At 59.7% G+C, this 18,010-nt stretch carries 19 protein-coding genes; 15 read left to right on the plus strand and 4 right to left on the minus strand.

The annotated features are described in order from the left end of the window. Positions 1-5: 5 nt before the first annotated feature. From ACX80D_RS01400 to ACX80D_RS01440, 9 genes are all read left to right on the plus strand, one after another. Positions 6-1,463, plus strand: a complete 1,458-nt coding sequence (locus ACX80D_RS01400; RefSeq protein WP_459320754.1) for an MFS transporter — start codon at positions 6-8, stop codon at positions 1,461-1,463. A 76-nt stretch (positions 1,464-1,539) separates the two neighbouring features. Beyond that, positions 1,540-2,229, plus strand: a complete 690-nt coding sequence (locus ACX80D_RS01405; RefSeq protein WP_459320756.1) for a sirohydrochlorin chelatase — start codon at positions 1,540-1,542, stop codon at positions 2,227-2,229. Between the two features lie 501 nt (positions 2,230-2,730). After that, on the plus strand, positions 2,731-4,374 hold the full coding sequence (locus ACX80D_RS01410) for a nitrite/sulfite reductase (protein WP_459320895.1): 1,644 nt from the start codon (positions 2,731-2,733) through the stop codon (positions 4,372-4,374). Next, complete coding sequence (locus ACX80D_RS01415; RefSeq protein ID WP_459320757.1) at positions 4,371-5,087, plus strand: phosphoadenylyl-sulfate reductase; 717 nt, start codon at positions 4,371-4,373, stop codon at positions 5,085-5,087. Before ACX80D_RS01410 ends, ACX80D_RS01415 begins: the two co-directional genes overlap by 4 nt. After that, complete coding sequence (cysD, locus tag ACX80D_RS01420; RefSeq protein ID WP_459320758.1) at positions 5,084-6,067, plus strand: sulfate adenylyltransferase subunit CysD; 984 nt, start codon at positions 5,084-5,086, stop codon at positions 6,065-6,067. The genes ACX80D_RS01415 and cysD overlap by 4 nt, the downstream gene beginning before the upstream one ends. After that, positions 6,067-7,443, plus strand: a complete 1,377-nt coding sequence (locus tag ACX80D_RS01425) for a sulfate adenylyltransferase subunit 1 (protein WP_459320759.1) — start codon at positions 6,067-6,069, stop codon at positions 7,441-7,443. Before cysD ends, ACX80D_RS01425 begins: the two co-directional genes overlap by 1 nt. A gap of 195 nt (positions 7,444-7,638) precedes the next feature. Continuing rightward, entirely contained in the window at positions 7,639-8,571 is a 933-nt protein-coding gene (locus ACX80D_RS01430) for a hypothetical protein (RefSeq protein WP_459320760.1), read from the plus strand. Beyond that, positions 8,564-9,325, plus strand: a complete 762-nt coding sequence (locus tag ACX80D_RS01435; protein ID WP_459320761.1) for a dienelactone hydrolase family protein — start codon at positions 8,564-8,566, stop codon at positions 9,323-9,325. Before ACX80D_RS01430 ends, ACX80D_RS01435 begins: the two co-directional genes overlap by 8 nt. Before the next feature lie 374 nt (positions 9,326-9,699). Beyond that, positions 9,700-10,140, plus strand: a complete 441-nt coding sequence (locus ACX80D_RS01440; RefSeq protein WP_459320762.1) for a VOC family protein — start codon at positions 9,700-9,702, stop codon at positions 10,138-10,140. A 70-nt stretch (positions 10,141-10,210) separates the two neighbouring features. On the opposite strand, the gene ACX80D_RS01445 is transcribed toward ACX80D_RS01440, so the two are convergent. After that, on the minus strand, positions 10,211-10,951 hold the full coding sequence (locus ACX80D_RS01445) for an SDR family NAD(P)-dependent oxidoreductase (RefSeq protein ID WP_459320763.1): 741 nt from the start codon (positions 10,949-10,951) through the stop codon (positions 10,211-10,213). 147 nt (positions 10,952-11,098) lie between these two features. Between ACX80D_RS01445 and ACX80D_RS01450 the strand changes: the two genes are divergently transcribed. After that, a complete protein-coding gene (locus tag ACX80D_RS01450) occupies positions 11,099-11,725 on the plus strand; it encodes a TetR/AcrR family transcriptional regulator (RefSeq protein ID WP_459320764.1) in 627 nt (208 codons plus the stop codon). A gap of 220 nt (positions 11,726-11,945) precedes the next feature. Here ACX80D_RS01450 and ACX80D_RS01455 read toward each other — a convergent pair whose 3' ends face one another. Continuing rightward, complete coding sequence (locus tag ACX80D_RS01455; protein ID WP_459320765.1) at positions 11,946-12,380, minus strand: hypothetical protein; 435 nt, start codon at positions 12,378-12,380, stop codon at positions 11,946-11,948. Continuing rightward, positions 12,362-12,826 (minus strand): type I restriction-modification system subunit M N-terminal domain-containing protein, encoded by a 465-nt coding sequence (locus ACX80D_RS01460; RefSeq protein WP_459320766.1) that lies wholly within the window; start codon positions 12,824-12,826, stop codon positions 12,362-12,364. Before ACX80D_RS01460 ends, ACX80D_RS01455 begins: the two co-directional genes overlap by 19 nt. Positions 12,827-13,138: 312 nt before the next feature. Between ACX80D_RS01460 and ACX80D_RS01465 the strand changes: the two genes are divergently transcribed. Further along, a complete protein-coding gene (locus tag ACX80D_RS01465) occupies positions 13,139-13,579 on the plus strand; it encodes a helix-turn-helix domain-containing transcriptional regulator (protein ID WP_459320767.1) in 441 nt (146 codons plus the stop codon). On the opposite strand, the gene ACX80D_RS01470 is transcribed toward ACX80D_RS01465, so the two are convergent. Continuing rightward, positions 13,568-14,074: a hypothetical protein gene (locus tag ACX80D_RS01470; protein ID WP_459320769.1), complete on the minus strand. Its 507-nt coding sequence runs from the start codon at positions 14,072-14,074 to the stop codon at positions 13,568-13,570. The two genes, ACX80D_RS01465 and ACX80D_RS01470, sit on opposite strands and share 12 nt — an antisense overlap. A 163-nt stretch (positions 14,075-14,237) precedes the next feature. On the opposite strand from ACX80D_RS01470, the gene pnuC reads away from it, so the two are divergent. The 4 genes from pnuC to ACX80D_RS01490 all read left to right on the plus strand — a co-directional run bounded on the left by pnuC (position 14,238) and on the right by ACX80D_RS01490 (position 17,934). Then, positions 14,238-14,894, plus strand: coding sequence for a nicotinamide riboside transporter PnuC (pnuC, locus tag ACX80D_RS01475; RefSeq protein WP_459320770.1), 657 nt, complete (start codon positions 14,238-14,240; stop codon positions 14,892-14,894). A gap of 2 nt (positions 14,895-14,896) precedes the next feature. Continuing rightward, entirely contained in the window at positions 14,897-16,015 is a 1,119-nt protein-coding gene (locus ACX80D_RS01480) for an AAA family ATPase (RefSeq protein ID WP_459320771.1), read from the plus strand. Then, positions 16,012-16,752, plus strand: a complete 741-nt coding sequence (locus ACX80D_RS01485) for an NUDIX hydrolase (RefSeq protein WP_459320772.1) — start codon at positions 16,012-16,014, stop codon at positions 16,750-16,752. Before ACX80D_RS01480 ends, ACX80D_RS01485 begins: the two co-directional genes overlap by 4 nt. A gap of 174 nt (positions 16,753-16,926) precedes the next feature. Then, the gene (locus ACX80D_RS01490) at positions 16,927-17,934 is read left to right on the plus strand and encodes a GTP pyrophosphokinase (protein ID WP_459320773.1); all 1,008 of its coding nucleotides are present in this window, start codon (positions 16,927-16,929) and stop codon (positions 17,932-17,934) included. The last annotated feature ends 76 nt before the right edge of the window (positions 17,935-18,010 follow it).

Raw genomic sequence — 18,010 nt, forward strand, 5'->3', positions numbered from 1 at the left:
TCCGGATGACGAACTTGCAACGACGTGTGCTGTGGGTGGCCATCCTCGCCTCCTTCGTGGCTTTTTTGGACGGCGCGATTGTTAACGTTGCCCTGCCCGCCATGACGCGCGAGCTAGGAGGCGGTATCACCACGCAGCAGTGGGTGGTGGACGCGTATTTACTGGCCTTGGGCTCGCTGATTCTGATCGCCGGTTCCCTGTCCGACACCTTCGGCCGCCTTCGAATCCTCCGTGCCGGGCTAGTGATATTCGGCCTCGCCTCGCTGGCCTGCGCCGTCGCACCAAGTGCCCTCTTACTCATTGTGGCCCGCGGAATCCAAGGCGCCGGAGCCGCGCTCTTGGTGCCCAGCTCGCTTGCGCTGATCACCTCCACCTTCCGCGGACCCGCGCAGGGCAAGGCCATCGGTTCGTGGACAGCATGGACCGGAGCCGCATTTCTGGCCGGACCGCTGGTGGGCGGACTCCTGGTGGATTACGCCAACTGGCGGCTGATCTTCGCCATCAACGTCTTTCCCATCGCCGCCACGCTGATCCTGCTGAAGGGACTGAGCCTCACGGTTCCCATCCCCCTCGTCAAGCACGACGCCGGAACCTCCTCCGTGCCCACGTCACCTCTTGCTCCTCCCGCGTCTCGGGTCGATGTCATCGGTGCTGTGCTGGCCGCCGTCGGACTGGCGGGGACGGTCTTTGCCCTGATTGAACAGGGCCGGCTGGGGTGGGGGAGTGCGCTGGTGTACGGGCCGTTTGCGGTGGGGATTGCTGCGCTGGTGGCCTTTTTGTGGTGGGAGAACAGAACCCCGGCGCCCATGATGCCGTTGGGCCTGTTCCGGATCCGAAACTTCGGGGTGGGCAACATCGCCACCGCCTTTATCTATGCGGGGTTGTCGCTGGGACAGCTGCTGGTGGTGTTGTTCCTGCAGGAGATTGCCGGATTTACGGCGGCTGCCGCAGGGCTGGCGTCGCTTCCCGTGGCTGTGATCTCACTGTTTTTAGCCGGGCCGTTTGGTACGCTCGCCGGCAAATACGGGCCCCGGCTGTTTATGGCACTGGGACCTCTGGTGGCTGGCGTGGGTTACGCAATGATGGCGTCGGCGGCTGCGCCGTTCAACTTCTGGTTGCAGATCCTGCCCGGGCAGCTGGTCTTTGCTGTGGGCCTGTCCATCACGGTTGCACCCTTGACGGCGGCCATTCTGGGGGCGGTGCCAGCAGCGCAGAGCGGCATTGGATCGGCCATTAATAATGCGGTCTCGCGGGTGGCTGGGCTTATTGCGGTGGCACTCGCGGGGGTGATGCTTGGCGGTGTGCTGGACTACGAATCGTTCCGTCGGGTCATGGTGATCACGGCGCTGCTGTTCTTGGCAGGGAGCATAGTTTCAGCCGTGGGGATCAGTAACGCCGAAGCTCGACGGCAGCGGATCGACGAGGAAAGTGGGGCAGGGGCCGCCGGCGCAGGGGACTCTTGAGGCAATATGTGTCACCGGGCAAGGTTGCCGCTGACGTACATTGGCAGTGAATATTTTTTCGGGAAAGGACCCAACCATGGAGCATGAAACTGTGATGATTGCGTGCGCCCACGGCACCGATAACGCCGAAGGCCAGCGACGCATCAACCAGCTCAGGGCCGATATTGCTGCGTTGCGTCCTGGGCTGACCGTGCTGGAAGCCTACGTTGACGTTCAAGAACCGGCACTGCCTGACGTGGTGGCCGCGCTTGCCCCTGGGGTGCAAGCCGTGGTGGTTCCGCTGCTGCTGACGGTGGGCTTCCACGTTCAAGTGGATATTGCGGACGCCGTGGCCAGTAGGTCCAATACGCTGGCTGCTGTGCCGCTGGGTCCGGATCCGCGCTTGGCGAAGTTGCTTGATGAACGGCTCGGGGAACTCCCTGATGGATGGGGCATTGTGTTGGCTGCGGCAGGTTCTTCGCGCCCTGAAGCCGCCGAACCCATTGAAGTGCTGGCCGCGGATCTGGCTGTGCGCCGCCCGGAACGAATCATGGCCGCCTATGGATCCAGCGCCCGGCCCTCGGTCCCGGAAGCCGTGGAGCAGCTGCGAGTCGAAGGTGTTGCAGGGGTGGCAGTTGCTTCCTATTTGCTGGCCCCGGGCTATTTCCACGACCAGCTTTCCTTAGCCGGCGCGGATTGTGTGGCCCCGCCGCTGTTGTCCTCGCAGTTGCTGGCAGAACTGGCTCTGGAACACTTCGACGCGGCGCTGGCCAAGGCTGCGCAATAGTTCGGCGTAAAGGTGCACTGTGGCTTAGGGCCCAGGCGACATTCGGCGCCCAATCGAGTTGCCAGCTGTGCCCGAGGTTGAGACTGCAGCTGATGCGATGCCTGAGGTTGAGACTGCAGCTGATGCGATGAAACCGCTGGGTTCATCGCATCAGCTGCAGGGTCAAAACCGAGATTTCAGTCTCGTCATGGCGTGTCTGCCCGAGTAGGCCTCGCACACTTAGGAAGCCACTGGCATGTGTGACGAAATATTGCCCTAGGTGACCCATCGTTTCACGATTGATTGGTCGCCGAGCGGGGCCAACCTACGCTCGTTCGTATGACACAGACAGCTCTAGCCGGAGCGATTGCCCAGGCTCCCACCGCAGCAATTTCCGAAGCCAGCACCTCGGCTACCGCGCCATCCAGTGAGGCAAGTGCCGGGACAGCTGGAACAAGCGCCGTCGCCGAAAAGCCGGTACGCCGCGCACGGCCCGCCACCAAGCCGCACGGGCAGTGGAAAGTGGACGGCACCGCGCCGTTGAACGCGAACGAGGTCTGGAAACAGGAAGACGGCGGGCTGAGCGTCCGTGAACGGATTGAAACCATCTACGCTGCCGGAGGTTTCGACAGCATCGAAAAGACGGATCTGCACGGCCGTTTCCGCTGGTGGGGGCTATACACCCAGCGCAAGCAGGGAATTGACGGTGGCAAGACCGCAACCCTGGAGCCACACGAGCTAGAGGACAAGTACTTCATGCTCCGCGTCCGCATCGACGGCGGTGCGCTGACCACTGAGCAGCTGCGCGTCATCGGGCAGATTTCCACCGATTTCGGCCGCGACACGGCGGACCTCACGGACCGCCAGAATGTGCAGCTGCACTGGGTTCGCGTCGAAGACGTGCCGGAGATCTGGAACCGGCTCGAAGCTGCCGGCCTCTCCACAACCGAGGCGTGCGGTGACGTGCCGCGCGTCATTCTAGGTTCTCCCGTGGCGGGGATCGCCAAGGACGAGATCATCGATCCCACGCCCCTGATCAAGGAAGTCAGCGCCCGATTCATCGGAGATCCGGAGCTGGCCAACCTGCCGCGTAAATTCAAGACCGCCATCACCGGCCACCCGTCCCAGGACGTGGTGCATGAGATCAATGACTTTGCCCTGGTCGGAGTAGTCCACCCCGAGCTTGGTGTTGGCTACGACCTGTGGGTGGGTGGCGGACTGTCCACGAACCCGCGCCTGGCCGAACGCCTCGGCGTGTTCGTCAGCCCCGAGGTTGCCGCCGAGGTATGGCTGGGTGTCACGAGCATCTTCCGCGACTACGGCTACCGGCGCATGCGCACCAAAGCCCGGTTGAAGTTCCTGCTGGCCGATTGGGGACCGGCCAAGTTCCGCCAAATCCTTGAGGATGAGTACCTGGGCCACAAGCTGCCCGACGGCGATCCAGCGCCGAAGCCCACCTCACCCGGTGACCATATTGGCGTCCACGAACAAAAGGACGGCAAGTTCTTCATCGGCGTGACACCCACGGTTGGCCGGGTTTCTGGCACTATTTTGACTTCGCTGGCGGACGCGCTTGAAGCCCACGGTTCCTTCCGCCTGCGCACCACTCCGCATCAGAAGCTCGTCATTCTCGACGTGCCCAAGGAGCAGGTGGAGCCGCTCATTGCCGTGTTGGATGGGCTTGGACTGTCCGCCCGACCGTCGCTGTTCCGCCGTTCCACGATCGCCTGCACCGGCATCGAATACTGCAAGCTGGCGATCGTGAACACCAAGGACACTGCCGCAACCGCCATCACCGAGTTGGAATCGCGGTTGGCTGATCTGGTGGACACGAAGGTTCTCACCCAGCCGATCGCGTTGAACATCAATGGCTGCCCCAACTCCTGCGCCCGCATCCAGACCGCGGACATTGGCCTCAAGGGCATGATGCTTCCAGCGGACGACGGCGGCACCACCCCTGGTTTCCAGGTCCACCTGGGCGGTGGCTTGGCTACCGATAACCGGGTCGAGGCTGGCCTGGGCCGCACCATCCGCGGCTTGAAGGTCACCGCTGCCGAGCTGCCCGACTATGTGGAGCGCGTGGTTCGCCAGTACGTTGGCGCCCGCCTTCCCGAGGAGACCTTTGCAGAATTTGCCCACCGCGCCGATGAGGAGCTGCTGAAATGACAACAACCACTACGCTCCGCTCCAACGAAGAGCTCAAGGCCATTGCCGCGGCCGGCGCAGCGGAACTTCACTGGGATGCGTCTGCTCAGGAGGTCATCGCCTGGGTGGCAAAAAACTTCGCAACCGGTGCGGCCGCCGTCGCCTGTTCCATGGCAGATGCCGTGCTGCCGGCGCTAGTGGCAGATCAGCTTCCCGGCGTCGACGTCCTCTTTCTGGACACCGGCTACCACTTCGAGGAAACCTACGCCACGCGCAATGAGGTGGCGGAGAACCTGCGGGTCAACATTGTTGACGTACTGCCACTGACCACCGTAGAACAGCAGGATTCACTGGTGGGCAAGGACCTGTTTGCCCAAGATCCGGCCCAATGTTGCGCGCTGCGGAAGGTGGAGCCGCTGAGCCGTTCGCTCTCCGGATACGAACTTTGGTTCACCGGGGTCCGCCGCGATGAGGCACCCACCCGGAGCAACACGCCCCTAGTGGTGTGGGACGAAAAGAACGGCCTGGTCAAGGTCAACCCCGTCGCCACTTGGACGTACCAGGAGCTCATCAGCTACTCCGATGAGAATCTCCTTCCCGTGAATCCACTCCTGAGCCAGGGCTACCCGTCCATCGGCTGCGCACCCTGCACGAACAAAGTAGCCCCCGGCGCCGATCCTCGAAGCGGACGCTGGGCCGGAACCTCCAAGACAGAATGCGGACTACACGTATGAGCACCCAAACTATAGATCCCCAAGCGCTCCCCAACCTCGCAAGCTCGTCCGGGGCCCCCTCGCGCTCGGAGGCCCCTTCGGAGGCACCTGAGCTGAACTCCCTCGACCTGCTGGAATCCGAGGCCATCCACATCATCCGTGAGGTGGTGGCGGAGTTTGAACGCCCCGCGCTGTTGTTTTCTGGCGGCAAGGATTCGGTGGTCATGCTGCATTTGGCCACCAAGGCGTTCTGGCCGGGCAAGGTTCCGTTCCCCGTTTTGCACGTAGATACGGGCCACAACTTCCCCGAGGTCATCGAGTTCCGCGACCGCACAGTGGAACGTTTGGGCCTGCGACTGGAAGTGGGCTCCGTGCAGGCGTTCATCGACTCCGGTGAGCTGGCCGAACGTTCCGACGGCACCCGCAACCCGCTGCAGACGGTCCCGCTGCTGGATGCCATTGCCAAGAACAAGTTCGACGCCGTTTTTGGCGGCGGCCGCCGTGACGAGGACAAGGCCCGCGCCAAGGAGCGCATCTTGTCCCTGCGCGATGAGTTCGGTCAGTGGGATCCGCGCAACCAGCGTCCCGAACTGTGGAATCTCTACAACGGCCGTCACACAGTAGGCCAGCACGTGCGAGCCTTCCCCATCAGCAACTGGACCGAGCTGGACATTTGGCGCTACATTGCCCGCGAAAACATTGAGTTGCCGGGGCTGTACTACGCCCACAACCGCGAAGTCTATGAGCGTGATGGTATGTGGAGAGCGGTGGGTCCGGTTTCTGAACCGCGTCCCGATGAGGAGGTCATCATCAAGCAGGTCCGCTACCGCACCGTGGGGGACATGTCCTGCACCGGCGCCGTTGCTTCTGATGCCACCACTGTCCACGACGTGGTGCGCGAAGTTGCCGCGTCAACCCTGACCGAACGTGGCGCTACTCGGGCCGATGATCGCATCTCCGAGGCCGCCATGGAAGACCGCAAGAAAGATGGCTACTTCTAATGAGCACCCTGATAGAGACCCCACTTGAGCAGTCCACCCTGTTCCGCTTCGCCACGGCCGGCTCCGTCGATGACGGCAAGTCAACCCTGGTGGGCCGCCTGCTTCACGATTCGAAGGCCATCTTGGCTGACACGCTCGACGCCGTCACCCGCACCTCCGCGGACCGGGGTTTTGGTGGCGAAAATGGCAGCACTCAGAAGATTGACCTAGCGTTGCTGACCGACGGCTTGCGGGCCGAGCGCGAGCAGGGCATCACCATCGATGTGGCCTACCGCTACTTCGCCACCGATCGCCGCAGCTTCATCCTGGCCGATTGCCCCGGGCACATCCAGTACACCAAGAACACGGTGACGGGCGCGTCCACCGCGGATGCCGTCGTCGTGCTTATCGACGCCCGCAAGGGTGTTCTGGAGCAGACGCGCCGGCACCTATCCGTGCTGCGCCTGCTGCGGGTGCCCAACGTGGTGGTCGCGGTGAACAAGATCGATCTGGTGGACTTCAGCGAGGACATTTTCCGCGCCATCGAGACCGACGTGCAGGGGGTTGCGGCGAGCATTGGGCTCGGTGATGTTGTGGTCATTCCGGTCTCCGCGCTGGAGGGCGACAACGTGGTGGAGCGCTCCAACCACACCCCTTGGTACACCGGCGCCAGCCTGCTGGATCTGCTGGAAACACTGCCCACCACCGATGAGTTGGAGCGCGGACTGGAGCCGTTCCGCTTCCCTGTTCAGTTGGTGGTTCGGCCGCAGGGGGCGCTTGCTCCGGACCTTGCCAACGCGGACGACGCCGGAGCCTCCTTCCGCGATTACCGCGCCTACGCCGGTCAGCTCGCCTCGGGCGGCGTATCGGTGGGGGAGTCAATTACGGTTCTTCCCTCTGGCCGCACAGCGACCGTGGTGGGCATTGACTTTGCTGGCCGCTCGCTTGAGCGGGCCGTGGCACCCCAGTCAGTCTCGCTGCGTCTGAGCGAGGAGATCGATATTGCCCGCGGTGACGTTATTGCGGCAACGGGTACCTTCGGCGAGGTTAGCCAGGACCTCTATGCCGAGCTGTGCTGGCTGTCCACGAAACCTTTGCGCGAGGGTTCCAAGGTGCTGATCAAGCACGGCAGCAAGACTGTTCAGGGTTTGATCCGCGCCGTCACGGGCAAGCTGGAGCTGGAATCGTTTGAGTACCAAGCTGCATCTGGACTTGAGCTCAATGACATAGGCACCGCGCAGATACGTTTGGCGTCGCCGCTGCCCATTGAAAGTTACGCACTGCACCGCCGCACGGGTGCGTTTCTGGTGATCGATCCACAGGACGGAAATACGCTGGCAGCCGGTCTTGTGCGGGATCACCCCGGCGACCACGAGGATGAGCGCTACACCATCTAGGCTCCGGGGGTCGAAGCTGTCGAGACCTAATGCCGCCGCACCCGCATATTGCCGCCAATAGTTATACGGCCAGATGCGGGAGCGGCAGCTTTTTCCCTGTCACCTCTGCGAAATTTAGTTGAAAAATTCTGACGCGTGCCGGTTAGGTGCCGATACCATTGAGGCAACTAGGAAGTTCTTCGAAGGAGAAGGACAATGCCAGGAAAACTGCTTTTCATCCACGGAACTGAAACCCGCGACGTAACTGGCGAGAAACGCCAAATTACTGAACGAGCGCAGAGAATTCTCGGATGGTCTCCAGACCAGATTGTTGCCCTCGAATGGGGGAGAATTGTCGGGCCGCCGGACCTCGACATCACCGGGGCGCTGCCACCTGAGTATGTAACCCGCGGCCTCGCCGAGGAACTCAGTGAGGCGGGCCAGATGGCCGCCATGTGGGACCTTCTTTTCGCCGATCCCTTCGTTGAATTGCGACTGCTAGCCGTTACCCTCGGCCAAGACAGTGGAGGAATTTGGATAAACTCCGCTCTCGCTTCCGAAGAGGTTCAGCGACGTCTAAAAGCACTCAGTTTGCCACCTGAAATCCTTGACCGTGCCAAACTGGCGGAAGAAGATGTAGCGGACGCCGCCGACCTGCTGTCAAACAGCCAAGAGCTGACTGACGCGGCGGAGCCCCTGTCTAGTGTTGACGCACCGCACTGGGATCGGCTCATTTCATTGGGCCTGCTCCAGGAGATTACTCCTGCTGAAGCTGTAAAAATAACGAACGAGAAGTGGGTCGATCCGCTGCTCGGGCTGGCTGGCGCTTATGCCTGCCTAGCCCAGCAAATGGATGACTACGTAAATACCGTGCTTAAAAATTTGGATCAGATCGATCCGGCGCTACCCGACGTGGCTATTTTGTTTGCAGCACTGGATCGGCGTTCGGGCGTTAAATCGGATGCGGTCCACTCAAGACTCGAAAAGATACTCGGAGACGGTTCGGCGCCTTTGTTTGGATGGGGAGTGGCCATCGGGGCGCTAGCGGCAAGCTACTACGGAGTTAATGAGCTCGCAGAAAAGTACCAGAAGATCTCTCAAACACTCGTTGAGGAATCGATTTGGACACTGTGGGTGCAACATGATTGAGCCGCTAGCAACAGCAGAATGGTGCCCAGATGGTTGGCTGAGGCACACTTTTCCGCACGGCGATCACTCCCACGCGTTCTACGTGATCGACAAAGGGGCGCCCCAAGTGGTGCTTCCCAGTGTCATGTTGATGCACGAGTTTCCCGGTATATCGGCCGACTTCGTTCCGCTGGCCAATACACTAGCTAAAGACTTTCGAGTGGTTTGCCCGTCAATATTTGGGCGCGACGGAGACCCAAAGCAAGGCGATTCGCTCAAGCAAATTTGTGTCCGAAGGGAGGTTCACCTGTTTGCCCGGCGCGGTGTGAGCAGAGCGGTGGGGTGGCTCAAAGAGTTCGCGGACGAACACGTGGCGCGTCGGCCAGATGAACCATTCGGCGTCGTTGGCATGTGCTTCTCTGGCAACTTCGCACTAGCGCTGGCCGTAGATCCCCGGATTAAGGCAGTTGTTGTGGCCCAGCCGGCTATTCCAGTCTGGCCCTGCGCGTTAGGGCTCTCAAATGCTGATCTAGAATCGCTCCACGATCGAGCGGACCTGCGCGTTCAGGGCTATCGGTTCCGCCGTGATCGGTTGTCGCCTGCTCCAAAGCTTGCAGCTGCCCAAGGGCTGCTCGGGCCTGAGACCATGCAAACATTCTCATTGAGTGAACCGAACGACCGTAAGCACTCCACCCTCACCGGGCCCTGTCGCAACGAAAAAGCTATTGAAGGGCTCCGATCTTTCCTGCTTGAGCGGTTGGGTGCCGGGAACTGACAACGTGCCCAGGCTCCCTCTGTGATTCTTGGTCCTTCATGACTTCGGGAGATAAGGGCCTGACAGCTAAGACTGCAACAGCCTTTTTTGAGAAAGATTTCGATCTGGATAATTTCGACTTGTGGCTGCCACAGTCGCACATTCATTCTGGGTATTGAGGGCGGAGGGGTCACCTCACATACCACCAGTCTGGGTTGTGCCAAGATAACCTTTATCCGTGAGAACAGGGTGGCCCTATTGGTGCAACTCAGAGGCGTGATGCCGGCATTGCCATGAAATATCCGAGCCCATTGACACGCGGGGTGTGGTCCGAAAACATGAAGTGGACTGAATAATTAGGGTCCCGGCACTACCCCAAAGAGGGAGTCACCATCATGGCAACACAAGTATTTATCAACCTGCCCACCACAGACCTTAACCGCTCGAAGAAGTTCTTCTCCGGGCTGGGGTGGACGATTGAGCCTAACTTCACCGACAAAAATGCCGCTTGTGTGGTGGTTGACGAGAATATTTACCTCATGATGCTGACGCACGATTTTTTCGCCACGTTCACTGACAAACCCATCGTGGATCCTGCCACGTCATTGCAGGTGCAAACGGCACTCAGCCGGTATAGCCGCGAAGACGTTGATGCGCTGTTGGAGAAGGCGCTGGCAGCCGGAGGTAAAGAGCCTCGGCCTGCCCAAGACATGGGCTGCATGTACTCCCGAGACTTCGAGGACCCCGACGGCAATTGGTTTAGCATCCTTTGGATGGACCCGAAGGCAGCCGAACAGGGCCCCGAAGCGTTCCTCTCGGAACAGCAAGAGGACTAAGGGCTATTGAAACGGCGTGGCCGCGCTGGTCGCGCACTAGGTCTCGACCAGCACGGCCCCTAAGTTTCAATCAGCGGGCGGTGTAGCCACCATCAACCACAAGCTCAGAGCCAGTCATAAACGCGGCGTCGTCGCTGGCCGCGAAGAGGATGACGCCGGCCACGTCCTCCGGGCGGCCTAGGCGGCCCATCGGCGTGGTTGCGGTCAATAGCTCGCGGTCCGTCTCACCCAGGATGGGGGTCTCGATGAATCCGGGGTGAACTGAATTAACTCGCACACCTTCAGTGGCCCAACCGAGTGCGGTGTTTTTGGTCAGAGTTCGCACGGCACCCTTGGCCGCGGCGTACGCAGGTGAGGTGCCAAAGCCGCCAACGATCCCGAACATGGAGGACACATTGACCACGGCGCCATTGCCGGATGCTTTCAAAGCTTCGGCAGCAGCTTTCTCGCCAAGGAAAACGCTGGTTTGCGTCACAGCGACTACCTTGTTGTAAGTGTCCAAAGTTGTGACTTCAATGGGCTCGGTGTCGCCAATGCCAGCGTTATTGACCAGCACATCGAGTCGGCCAAACTCGCCGAGCGTGAGGGCCACGGCATCGGCCCATCCCTCTTCGCTCGTCACGTCAAGGTGAAGTGCGCGGGCAATACCACCGGATGCTTCGATTTCAGCAACCACTTCCTTGGCCAACTGATCTTGCACGTCGGCGACGACGGCGCTTCCGCCCTCGGCTGCGAAGCGAACAGCTGTGGCGCGTCCGATTCCGCTGGCGCCTCCGGTGATGATGCCTACACGTCCAGTAAATCGGTTCATTCTATTTCCCTTCATTCACGTGGGCCACGCCCGAGCATGGCAATCAAAAAATAAACTATCCAACACTTGTTGGATAGTTCCTAGGCTACGCTGGAACAGCGCAAATGACCAGAGTCGATGGTCTACATCATGGAGCGGGAGGGTCTAATGAATACACATCCAAAGGGAGCCGAACAGCCCTTGGATGCGGATGGCTCCGCGATGGACCCCCGGGCGCTGCGAAGTCGAGAACACTTGGCAGCAGCAATATTGTCACTCGCGTCTGAGCGGGACATTGAGACCTTGACGGTCGCACAGGTAGCCACAGCGGCAGGAATTAACCGCTCCACGTTTTATCAGCATGCCGTCTCGCCTATGGCCCTACTGAGATCGGTTCTTTCTGCGGAGTTGGATGTGGTGCGGGCTGAGCATCTGGAAGCCAGCGGTGATGTCGCCGTTGCTTTAGGTGAACTCGCGCGCGGAGTAGTGAGGCATGTCGATTCGCGCAGAAGGGTGTATCGGCAAGGTTTGGAATCGGATGGCGGTGTCGCAGCTTTGCATTCCATGCTCGCAGCCCACTTTGAGCACTCAGCGCTACTACTCATCGATCACCGCAATATCTCAGTTCGCGGACTGACCGGTCGAAAAGTGCCCACCGCCATGATGGCCAGGTTTCTCGCTTATGGAGTAGTCGGTGCCTTTGAAACCAGAATTTTGGAGGATGTGCCGCGCTCCGAGGAGGACTTTATGGAAGATTTACGTGCGCTGATGCCACACTGGTGGCCCATCGCTTAGCTCTAGAAAATGGCGCGAGAGCAGCAGCTGTAGTGAGGCGTTGCATCAGGGGCCAGTAGCTGTGTGGAGTCTTCCCAATGCTTCTCGCGGGTATCGCTCGCACCCATCTAGGCCGCACCCCAGTTCCACGTTCCGCTGAGTTGGCCCAGATAAGCGCCAAACTGCGTGATGATTCGGCCCGGATCATCACCTCTCTGCGGGGCTCCGGGCACTTTTTTCACTACGCCAGCGGGTGAAGTGAGCGTACTCTTTTGGCCCCGTCAGCATAGCGGCGTCGACGCAAGACGGTGCATATGAATGCTCCAATGCCCCTGCCGTTCGTCAGGCGGTCTTCAGTCAAGTTCAGTCGGTACGCCACTACTTCCGCCCGCAATCCTCCGTCAGAGTAATCCTCTTGTTCCGCATTGGCGTAGAGGCAGGTGATCCGTTCGTAGGGAAGAACGATGTCGGCCAAGGTCACGCCGTGTGGGCTGACTTTGATGAGCGTGGTGCCGTCACTGGCAAGGAAACGTGCGGCCTGCCGTTCAATGCGGAGTACCCAGGCTCGAACGAAAAAGGGGAAGGCCACGAATGCACCGGCCACCGCAAGGACCCCTGCTGTGCTGGTTGAATCCGGGATCACGATCAGGCCAACGGTCAGGATAATGGCAGCCAAAATGCCGAAGATGAAAAAGAGCTGCGGATCATGGATCGGTGGGTTTTTCGTGCGAGCTCAACCCTTCTTGCAGTGGTTGCCAGCGTCAGCGTGGGTCCATGAAATTCTGCATTCTCCATGGCGTTCTTGCTCACCATTAGGCCGTCATCAAAGGATTGCAACACTAGTTCTTCGCGGAGGAAAGTGAACCTTCGGTCGCTGAATAGCCTGAACATCTCATCCTTGGCCAAGTTCTCAAAGCCCTTCCAGCGCAGATGGCTCCTGGGCCGTCTAAGCTGGTCATTGCCGAGGGGGAGCGGCAGGTTTCGGGCCGGAACTCGCGTGCAAACAGCCTGCTTTTCCGCCCTGGTCTGGGCCTCATCCAAGCGCTTCAAAAAGAGCAGATAAGTGATCTGCTCAATAATTTCGATGGGTTGGAGATGCCGCCGGTCCAGAACGTATTTCAAACCTTGTCTACCTGGGGCTTAATTTCACCGGTGATCACGCTTGGGACTTTAACCGCGGGGGCTGACACGGAGTGGCGTGTCGGCTTCGTCGCCTGCGCCGTCTGTGTTTGGGAAGTAGCGAAGCAGAGGGTCTGGAACTGCGGAATTTGAATCCTGAACAATGTTGCGTTCTTGGTCCCAACCCTCCGCTATGGCCGGTGCGAAGGTGAGGTTTCCGAGCTGCCTAGGTGGCCGCGGCTGACATTGGTATGTGATTACCAGCCGATTTTACGTTGCATAGATGTTACGCTTTTAATAACGGAGGTGCTGGACATGAATGAACCGGTGGCATTTTGGGATGACCTGACTGAGGACCTAAGGGATCCTGTGTTCCTGCGTGAATTCATTACAGAGTCGGTCCGAATTTCAGCAATAGACTCTCTCATTAACTCTCTTGACGATGCGCGCGTGGCTGCTGGGCTTTCTAAAGCGCACTTGGCGCGTGCCATCAATATGAATCCCGCTTCAATGCGGAGGCTCTTTTCTGGAACCGTCAGCAATCCAACGCTTGCAACGCTGGCCGAAGTTGCGGCGGCGCTGGGTATGCGGGTCACCCTAGAAGTGTTGCCTGAGGATGTACAGTCCCGTGTGACTCGGCCTTTGTTGGATGGGCATGCTGAAAACCTTGAGCAGTTGGCTCAATATTTAGGTGGGCAGCGACAGGTTGGTCGTCCGGTTCCGGTGTCGTCGCCAGGGGCCCCGCTACATAATTGAGCGCGGATTGCGCTGGAGATATTCGCCGCCATTTGAGCGAATTTTTGAATAGTCCGCCGCTGAGAGGGTCGTGCGGAACGGTTTGTCGCGACCGTCAATGACTACAAGTAGGGGTTTTTCTACACCTTCTGCTTCATAATCGAGCTTACAAAAGAGCCGGTAATGATGGTGATTGGGGCCGTCGACTCGGATTTCAAACCAACTGGCCATGTCCCCATGCATGGCTTCCCAGTAGCCGCCGCCCGAGAATCGTTTGGGCGGCGCGGTCGCTACGGCAATTAATACGGCCCTCATCTTCGCGCGAACCATTGGTGGGCAGGAGTTTAGAAAGTCCCTGCCGGGGGCGCTTTGCTTCGGGTCGTCCGCGATATGGCGCTGAAAGAAGACGATGGAGTGCGCGTCGTCTCCACTCGGCTTAGCCCACTGCGGGGAGTCTTTGCTTTTTGGGCTGGACGCAGCCTTGCTTGATCGACGCTGCTTTGGGTCTGGTCCCATAGTTGGATGCTAATGGGATCAGACTGGGTATCGGCTGCCAAATGGGCTGGCCTGTGGATAACGAGGCTCTGCTTAGTGAGCTCCCCATAAGTCATTCCCGACGGTCCGGCACCCTGTGCTATTGTTATTATCAAGTTGATAATAACAATTACTGGAGGGCATCATGACACCGCTCATCGACTGGCTCAACACCACCGCATTTACCTTGCTCAACAACCCCGTGAGTAACGTTGAAGTCATTGGCTTCGTCACCGGTGCCGCCTGTGTGTGGGGAGTAGCGCGGCAGAAGATCTGGAACTGGGGTGTTGGCATCTTGAACAACATTGCCTTCGTCATCCTGTTCCTGGGTGCCGGCCTATACGGCGAAACTCTCCTCCAGATCATCTTCGCAGTGATTGCCATCTACGGCTGGATCAAGTGGAGCCGCGGCGCCAACGGAAAAGCTGGTAGCAACGATCTGCCCATCCGCAACGCAACGCGAGCTGAAATCGGCACGGGAGTGACCGCCGTCGTCCTCGTCACGGCAGCCATTGCCTACCTCCTACACGCCGGGACGGATTCGCAAGTTCCCATCCCCGACGCGTTTGTGCTGGCCGCATCGCTCGTGGCCACTTACGCTCAAGCCAAGAAGATTTTCCAGCACTGGTACGTATGGATCGTCATTGATCTGGTCTCGATCCCGCTCTACTTCAGCCGCGGACTGGCCCTCACAGCTATCCTTTACATCGGTTTCCTGGCGCTGTGCGTCTATGGCTTGGTGGGCTGGAACCGCCTCCGCAATACGGAAAAAACCGTCAACAATGAAATGGCAGGAGTCTGAAAATGACCACGAACGCACTTGTCATCGGAAAGTTCTACCCACCTCACGCTGGTCACCGGCACCTGATCGAAACCGCTGCCGCCGGTGCCGACCACGCCTATGTGTTGGTGCAGGGGAACCGCTTCGAATCGCTCTCCGTGGCGCAGCGGGCGGGCTGGCTCACAGAGGAATTCAGTACAGAAGCGTTCGACGGCGGCAACGTCACCATTGTGCCGGTCCGCAACGACTGCCCCGTTGACTATGCCAGCGATGAGATCTGGACCGCGCAGGTGGAGAACATGCGCTGGGCGCTCAAGGCCCATGGCGTGGAGAAGATCGACGCCGTCTACAGCTCGGAAGGCTACGGCGACCGCCTGGCACAAGCGTTTGGCGCTGCGCACGTTCCCGTGGATCCGGCCCGAACAACTCACCCCGTCAGCGGAACCATGTGCCGCGATGACCTGAGCGGGAACTGGGAACAGCTGGTGCCGGCGGCGCGACGAGGACTGGCTGTCCGGGTGATTGTGGTCGGAGCCGAATCGACCGGAACCACCACACTGAGTGAGGATCTCCGGGAGCACTACCTCCAGCAGTTCCCGGCGCTCGCCGACGTTCCCGAATATGGCCGCTACTACACCTACGAATTACTCGAGTCGCTGCAACTCACCAACCCGGAAGCCAGTGTGGAGGATCTAGTTTGGACCGACACTGATTTCGGCATCATCGCCAATCGCCAAACTGAGCTGGAACAAGCTGCTGCGGAGGCTGCACCGCTGGTTATTGCGGACACTGATGCCCTGGCCACCACACTCTGGGAACGCTACTACCTAGGTGATGGCAGCTACGGATCGTACGACGCGCAGGCTCACTTGCCCCGTCGGGACGTGTACCTGCTGACCGACCACAATGGGGTCGATTTTGAAGACGACGGCTGGCGTGAGGGCGAACACCGCCGCCCCGAAATGACCGAATGGTTCAAGGAGACACTCACCGACGAAGGCCATTCGTGGATCTTGGTGACCGGCAGCCCCGAACGCCGCCTGGCCACCGCCACTGCCGTCATCGACGCCATGCTGACGCAGCAGAACACCTTCACCGCAGCTGCTTGGCAGAGCCGCACCGTTCTGGAGGTGGCAGCATGAAACCCACAGCCTCCGAATCTGAGGGCAAATTTCTGGCCGACTATGACCCTGCAGATTTCCCTGCTGTAGCCGTGACCGTGGACTTAGTGGTCTTTGCCGTGGTCAATAAGGTACTTCACGTGGCGTTGGTTGAACGCGGCGGTCAACCATTCCTAGGCAGCTGGGCTCTGCCCGGAGGGTTCGTGGGCCCGACAGAGGATGCTCTGGCCGCCGCACACCGGGAACTCGTTGAAGAAACCGGGTTGGACTTGAGCGCACATCGCGTGTTTGTCGAACAGCTCGCCACCTTCAGTGCGCCGCTTCGGGATCCGCGAATGCGAGTGGTCTCCGTGGCACATCTGGTCCTGTTGGCTGGAGACGGCGTGCGCTTACCGGACTTGGTGGCTGGCACGGATGCCGCCAGCGCCCAGTGGCTCCCTGTCCACGAACTGGATCTAACATCGCTGGCCTTCGACCACGCAGACATCCTTGCCGCGGGACTGGAACGGCTCGCTGGAAAAATGGAATACACCACCATCGCCGCACAGTTGGTCCCGGAGGAGTTCACCCTTTCGGCACTTCGCGACATCTATACAGCGGTGTGGCAAACGGATCTTCCGGCTGGGAACTTCACCCGAAAAATGCGCGCATCCTTGACCCCCACGGGAGGAAAGGTGCAAGCAGTGGGGGCTCCGGCGTCGCTCTTCACGGTGGGAGGTCAATGGATCTCACCGCCGTGGTCCCGGCCCACACGCTGAGCCAGTGCGGGCCCGGTCTCCACCCGCGGGTATCAGCGCGGGTATCAGATGGAACCTCTCAGCAACCGTTCCCGTTGAGCTGGACAACGCCTGCAAAGCTGGGAGAATTTGATACAGGACCGGTATTTCACTGCGGTCTGGACTGGCAAGGGGGCCATCATCGAAAGTCAGGCCGTGGAAGCCGCGCGAAGTGCAATTGAAGATTCACGATTCCAGGAACAAGCTCTCCAGGAGGCTGCGCAAGCCATCCGCAACACCATTGTCGGCAGACTTCATGACGATGGATTGAACCACCACGACGTACAGTTCCGGGTCAAGAAACCTGAATCAGCGGCGGAGAAGATGAGGCGCCGTGGCGATGATGGCGAACTGAAATATCCGGGTGGGCTAGCGAATCTTGATGATTTGATCGGTGTGCGCGTCATCTTGTACGTGGAATCGGACATTGAGGCGGTGGCGATTGCACTGACGAGCCAGTTCATCTGCCACGACGACGAAGACAAGACGGCCATGATGCGTAAAAATGGCGGCATTGGTTACGCTGGCCGGCACTTGACCTTGGAAGTTCCTGTCGATCATGCGCCCACCAACTGCAAGGAATACACCGGATACCGTTTTGAGGTTCAGATCCGTACCGTCCTCCAGCACGCTTGGGCCGAATTTGAGCACGATATCCGTTTCAAGGGTTCCAGCGGTGACAACGCCGAAATCAGCCGCGCTTTCACCATGGCCTCGACCCTGATTGAGCTGGCAGACCAGCAGTTTGTGAACATTGCCGACACTCTTAAACGGCTGCAATCCGAGGGCGCCATTGAGGCTGTTCCACAAACTCAGATGCTCGACGCCGGATCCCTGCAAAGTGTGCTGACCCGCGCCTTCCCGCAGTACCGCAGCAGCAAGGAAAACCAGTACGACTGGATGGTGAACGTGCTGTCAGCCAACGGGATCGACACCGTCAGTGCTGCAGAAGAATGGTTCCACTCGATTGACCCGTACCGGGTTGCCAAGCTCATGGAATACCGGTTCAATCCGGGCCAGGTGCGCATCGCCGATGATCTGCTGCTGCAGTCATTTGGCGAGTCCTATGTGGACGCCACCAAGTCCGTGGGCAGTGATAGGAACCGCGAATCCAAGCTGCGATCGCGCCTGCGCCGGCTCCGCAACGAGTGGGATAACCAGTAAGCGGACTGAGCCCCAGCGAACAATGTGACGCTTCGTGAACTAGCGTGACCTCGAGTGTCCGGTTCATTGAAACGGC

It is taken from the genome of Arthrobacter sp. Sr24, assembly GCF_054511175.1.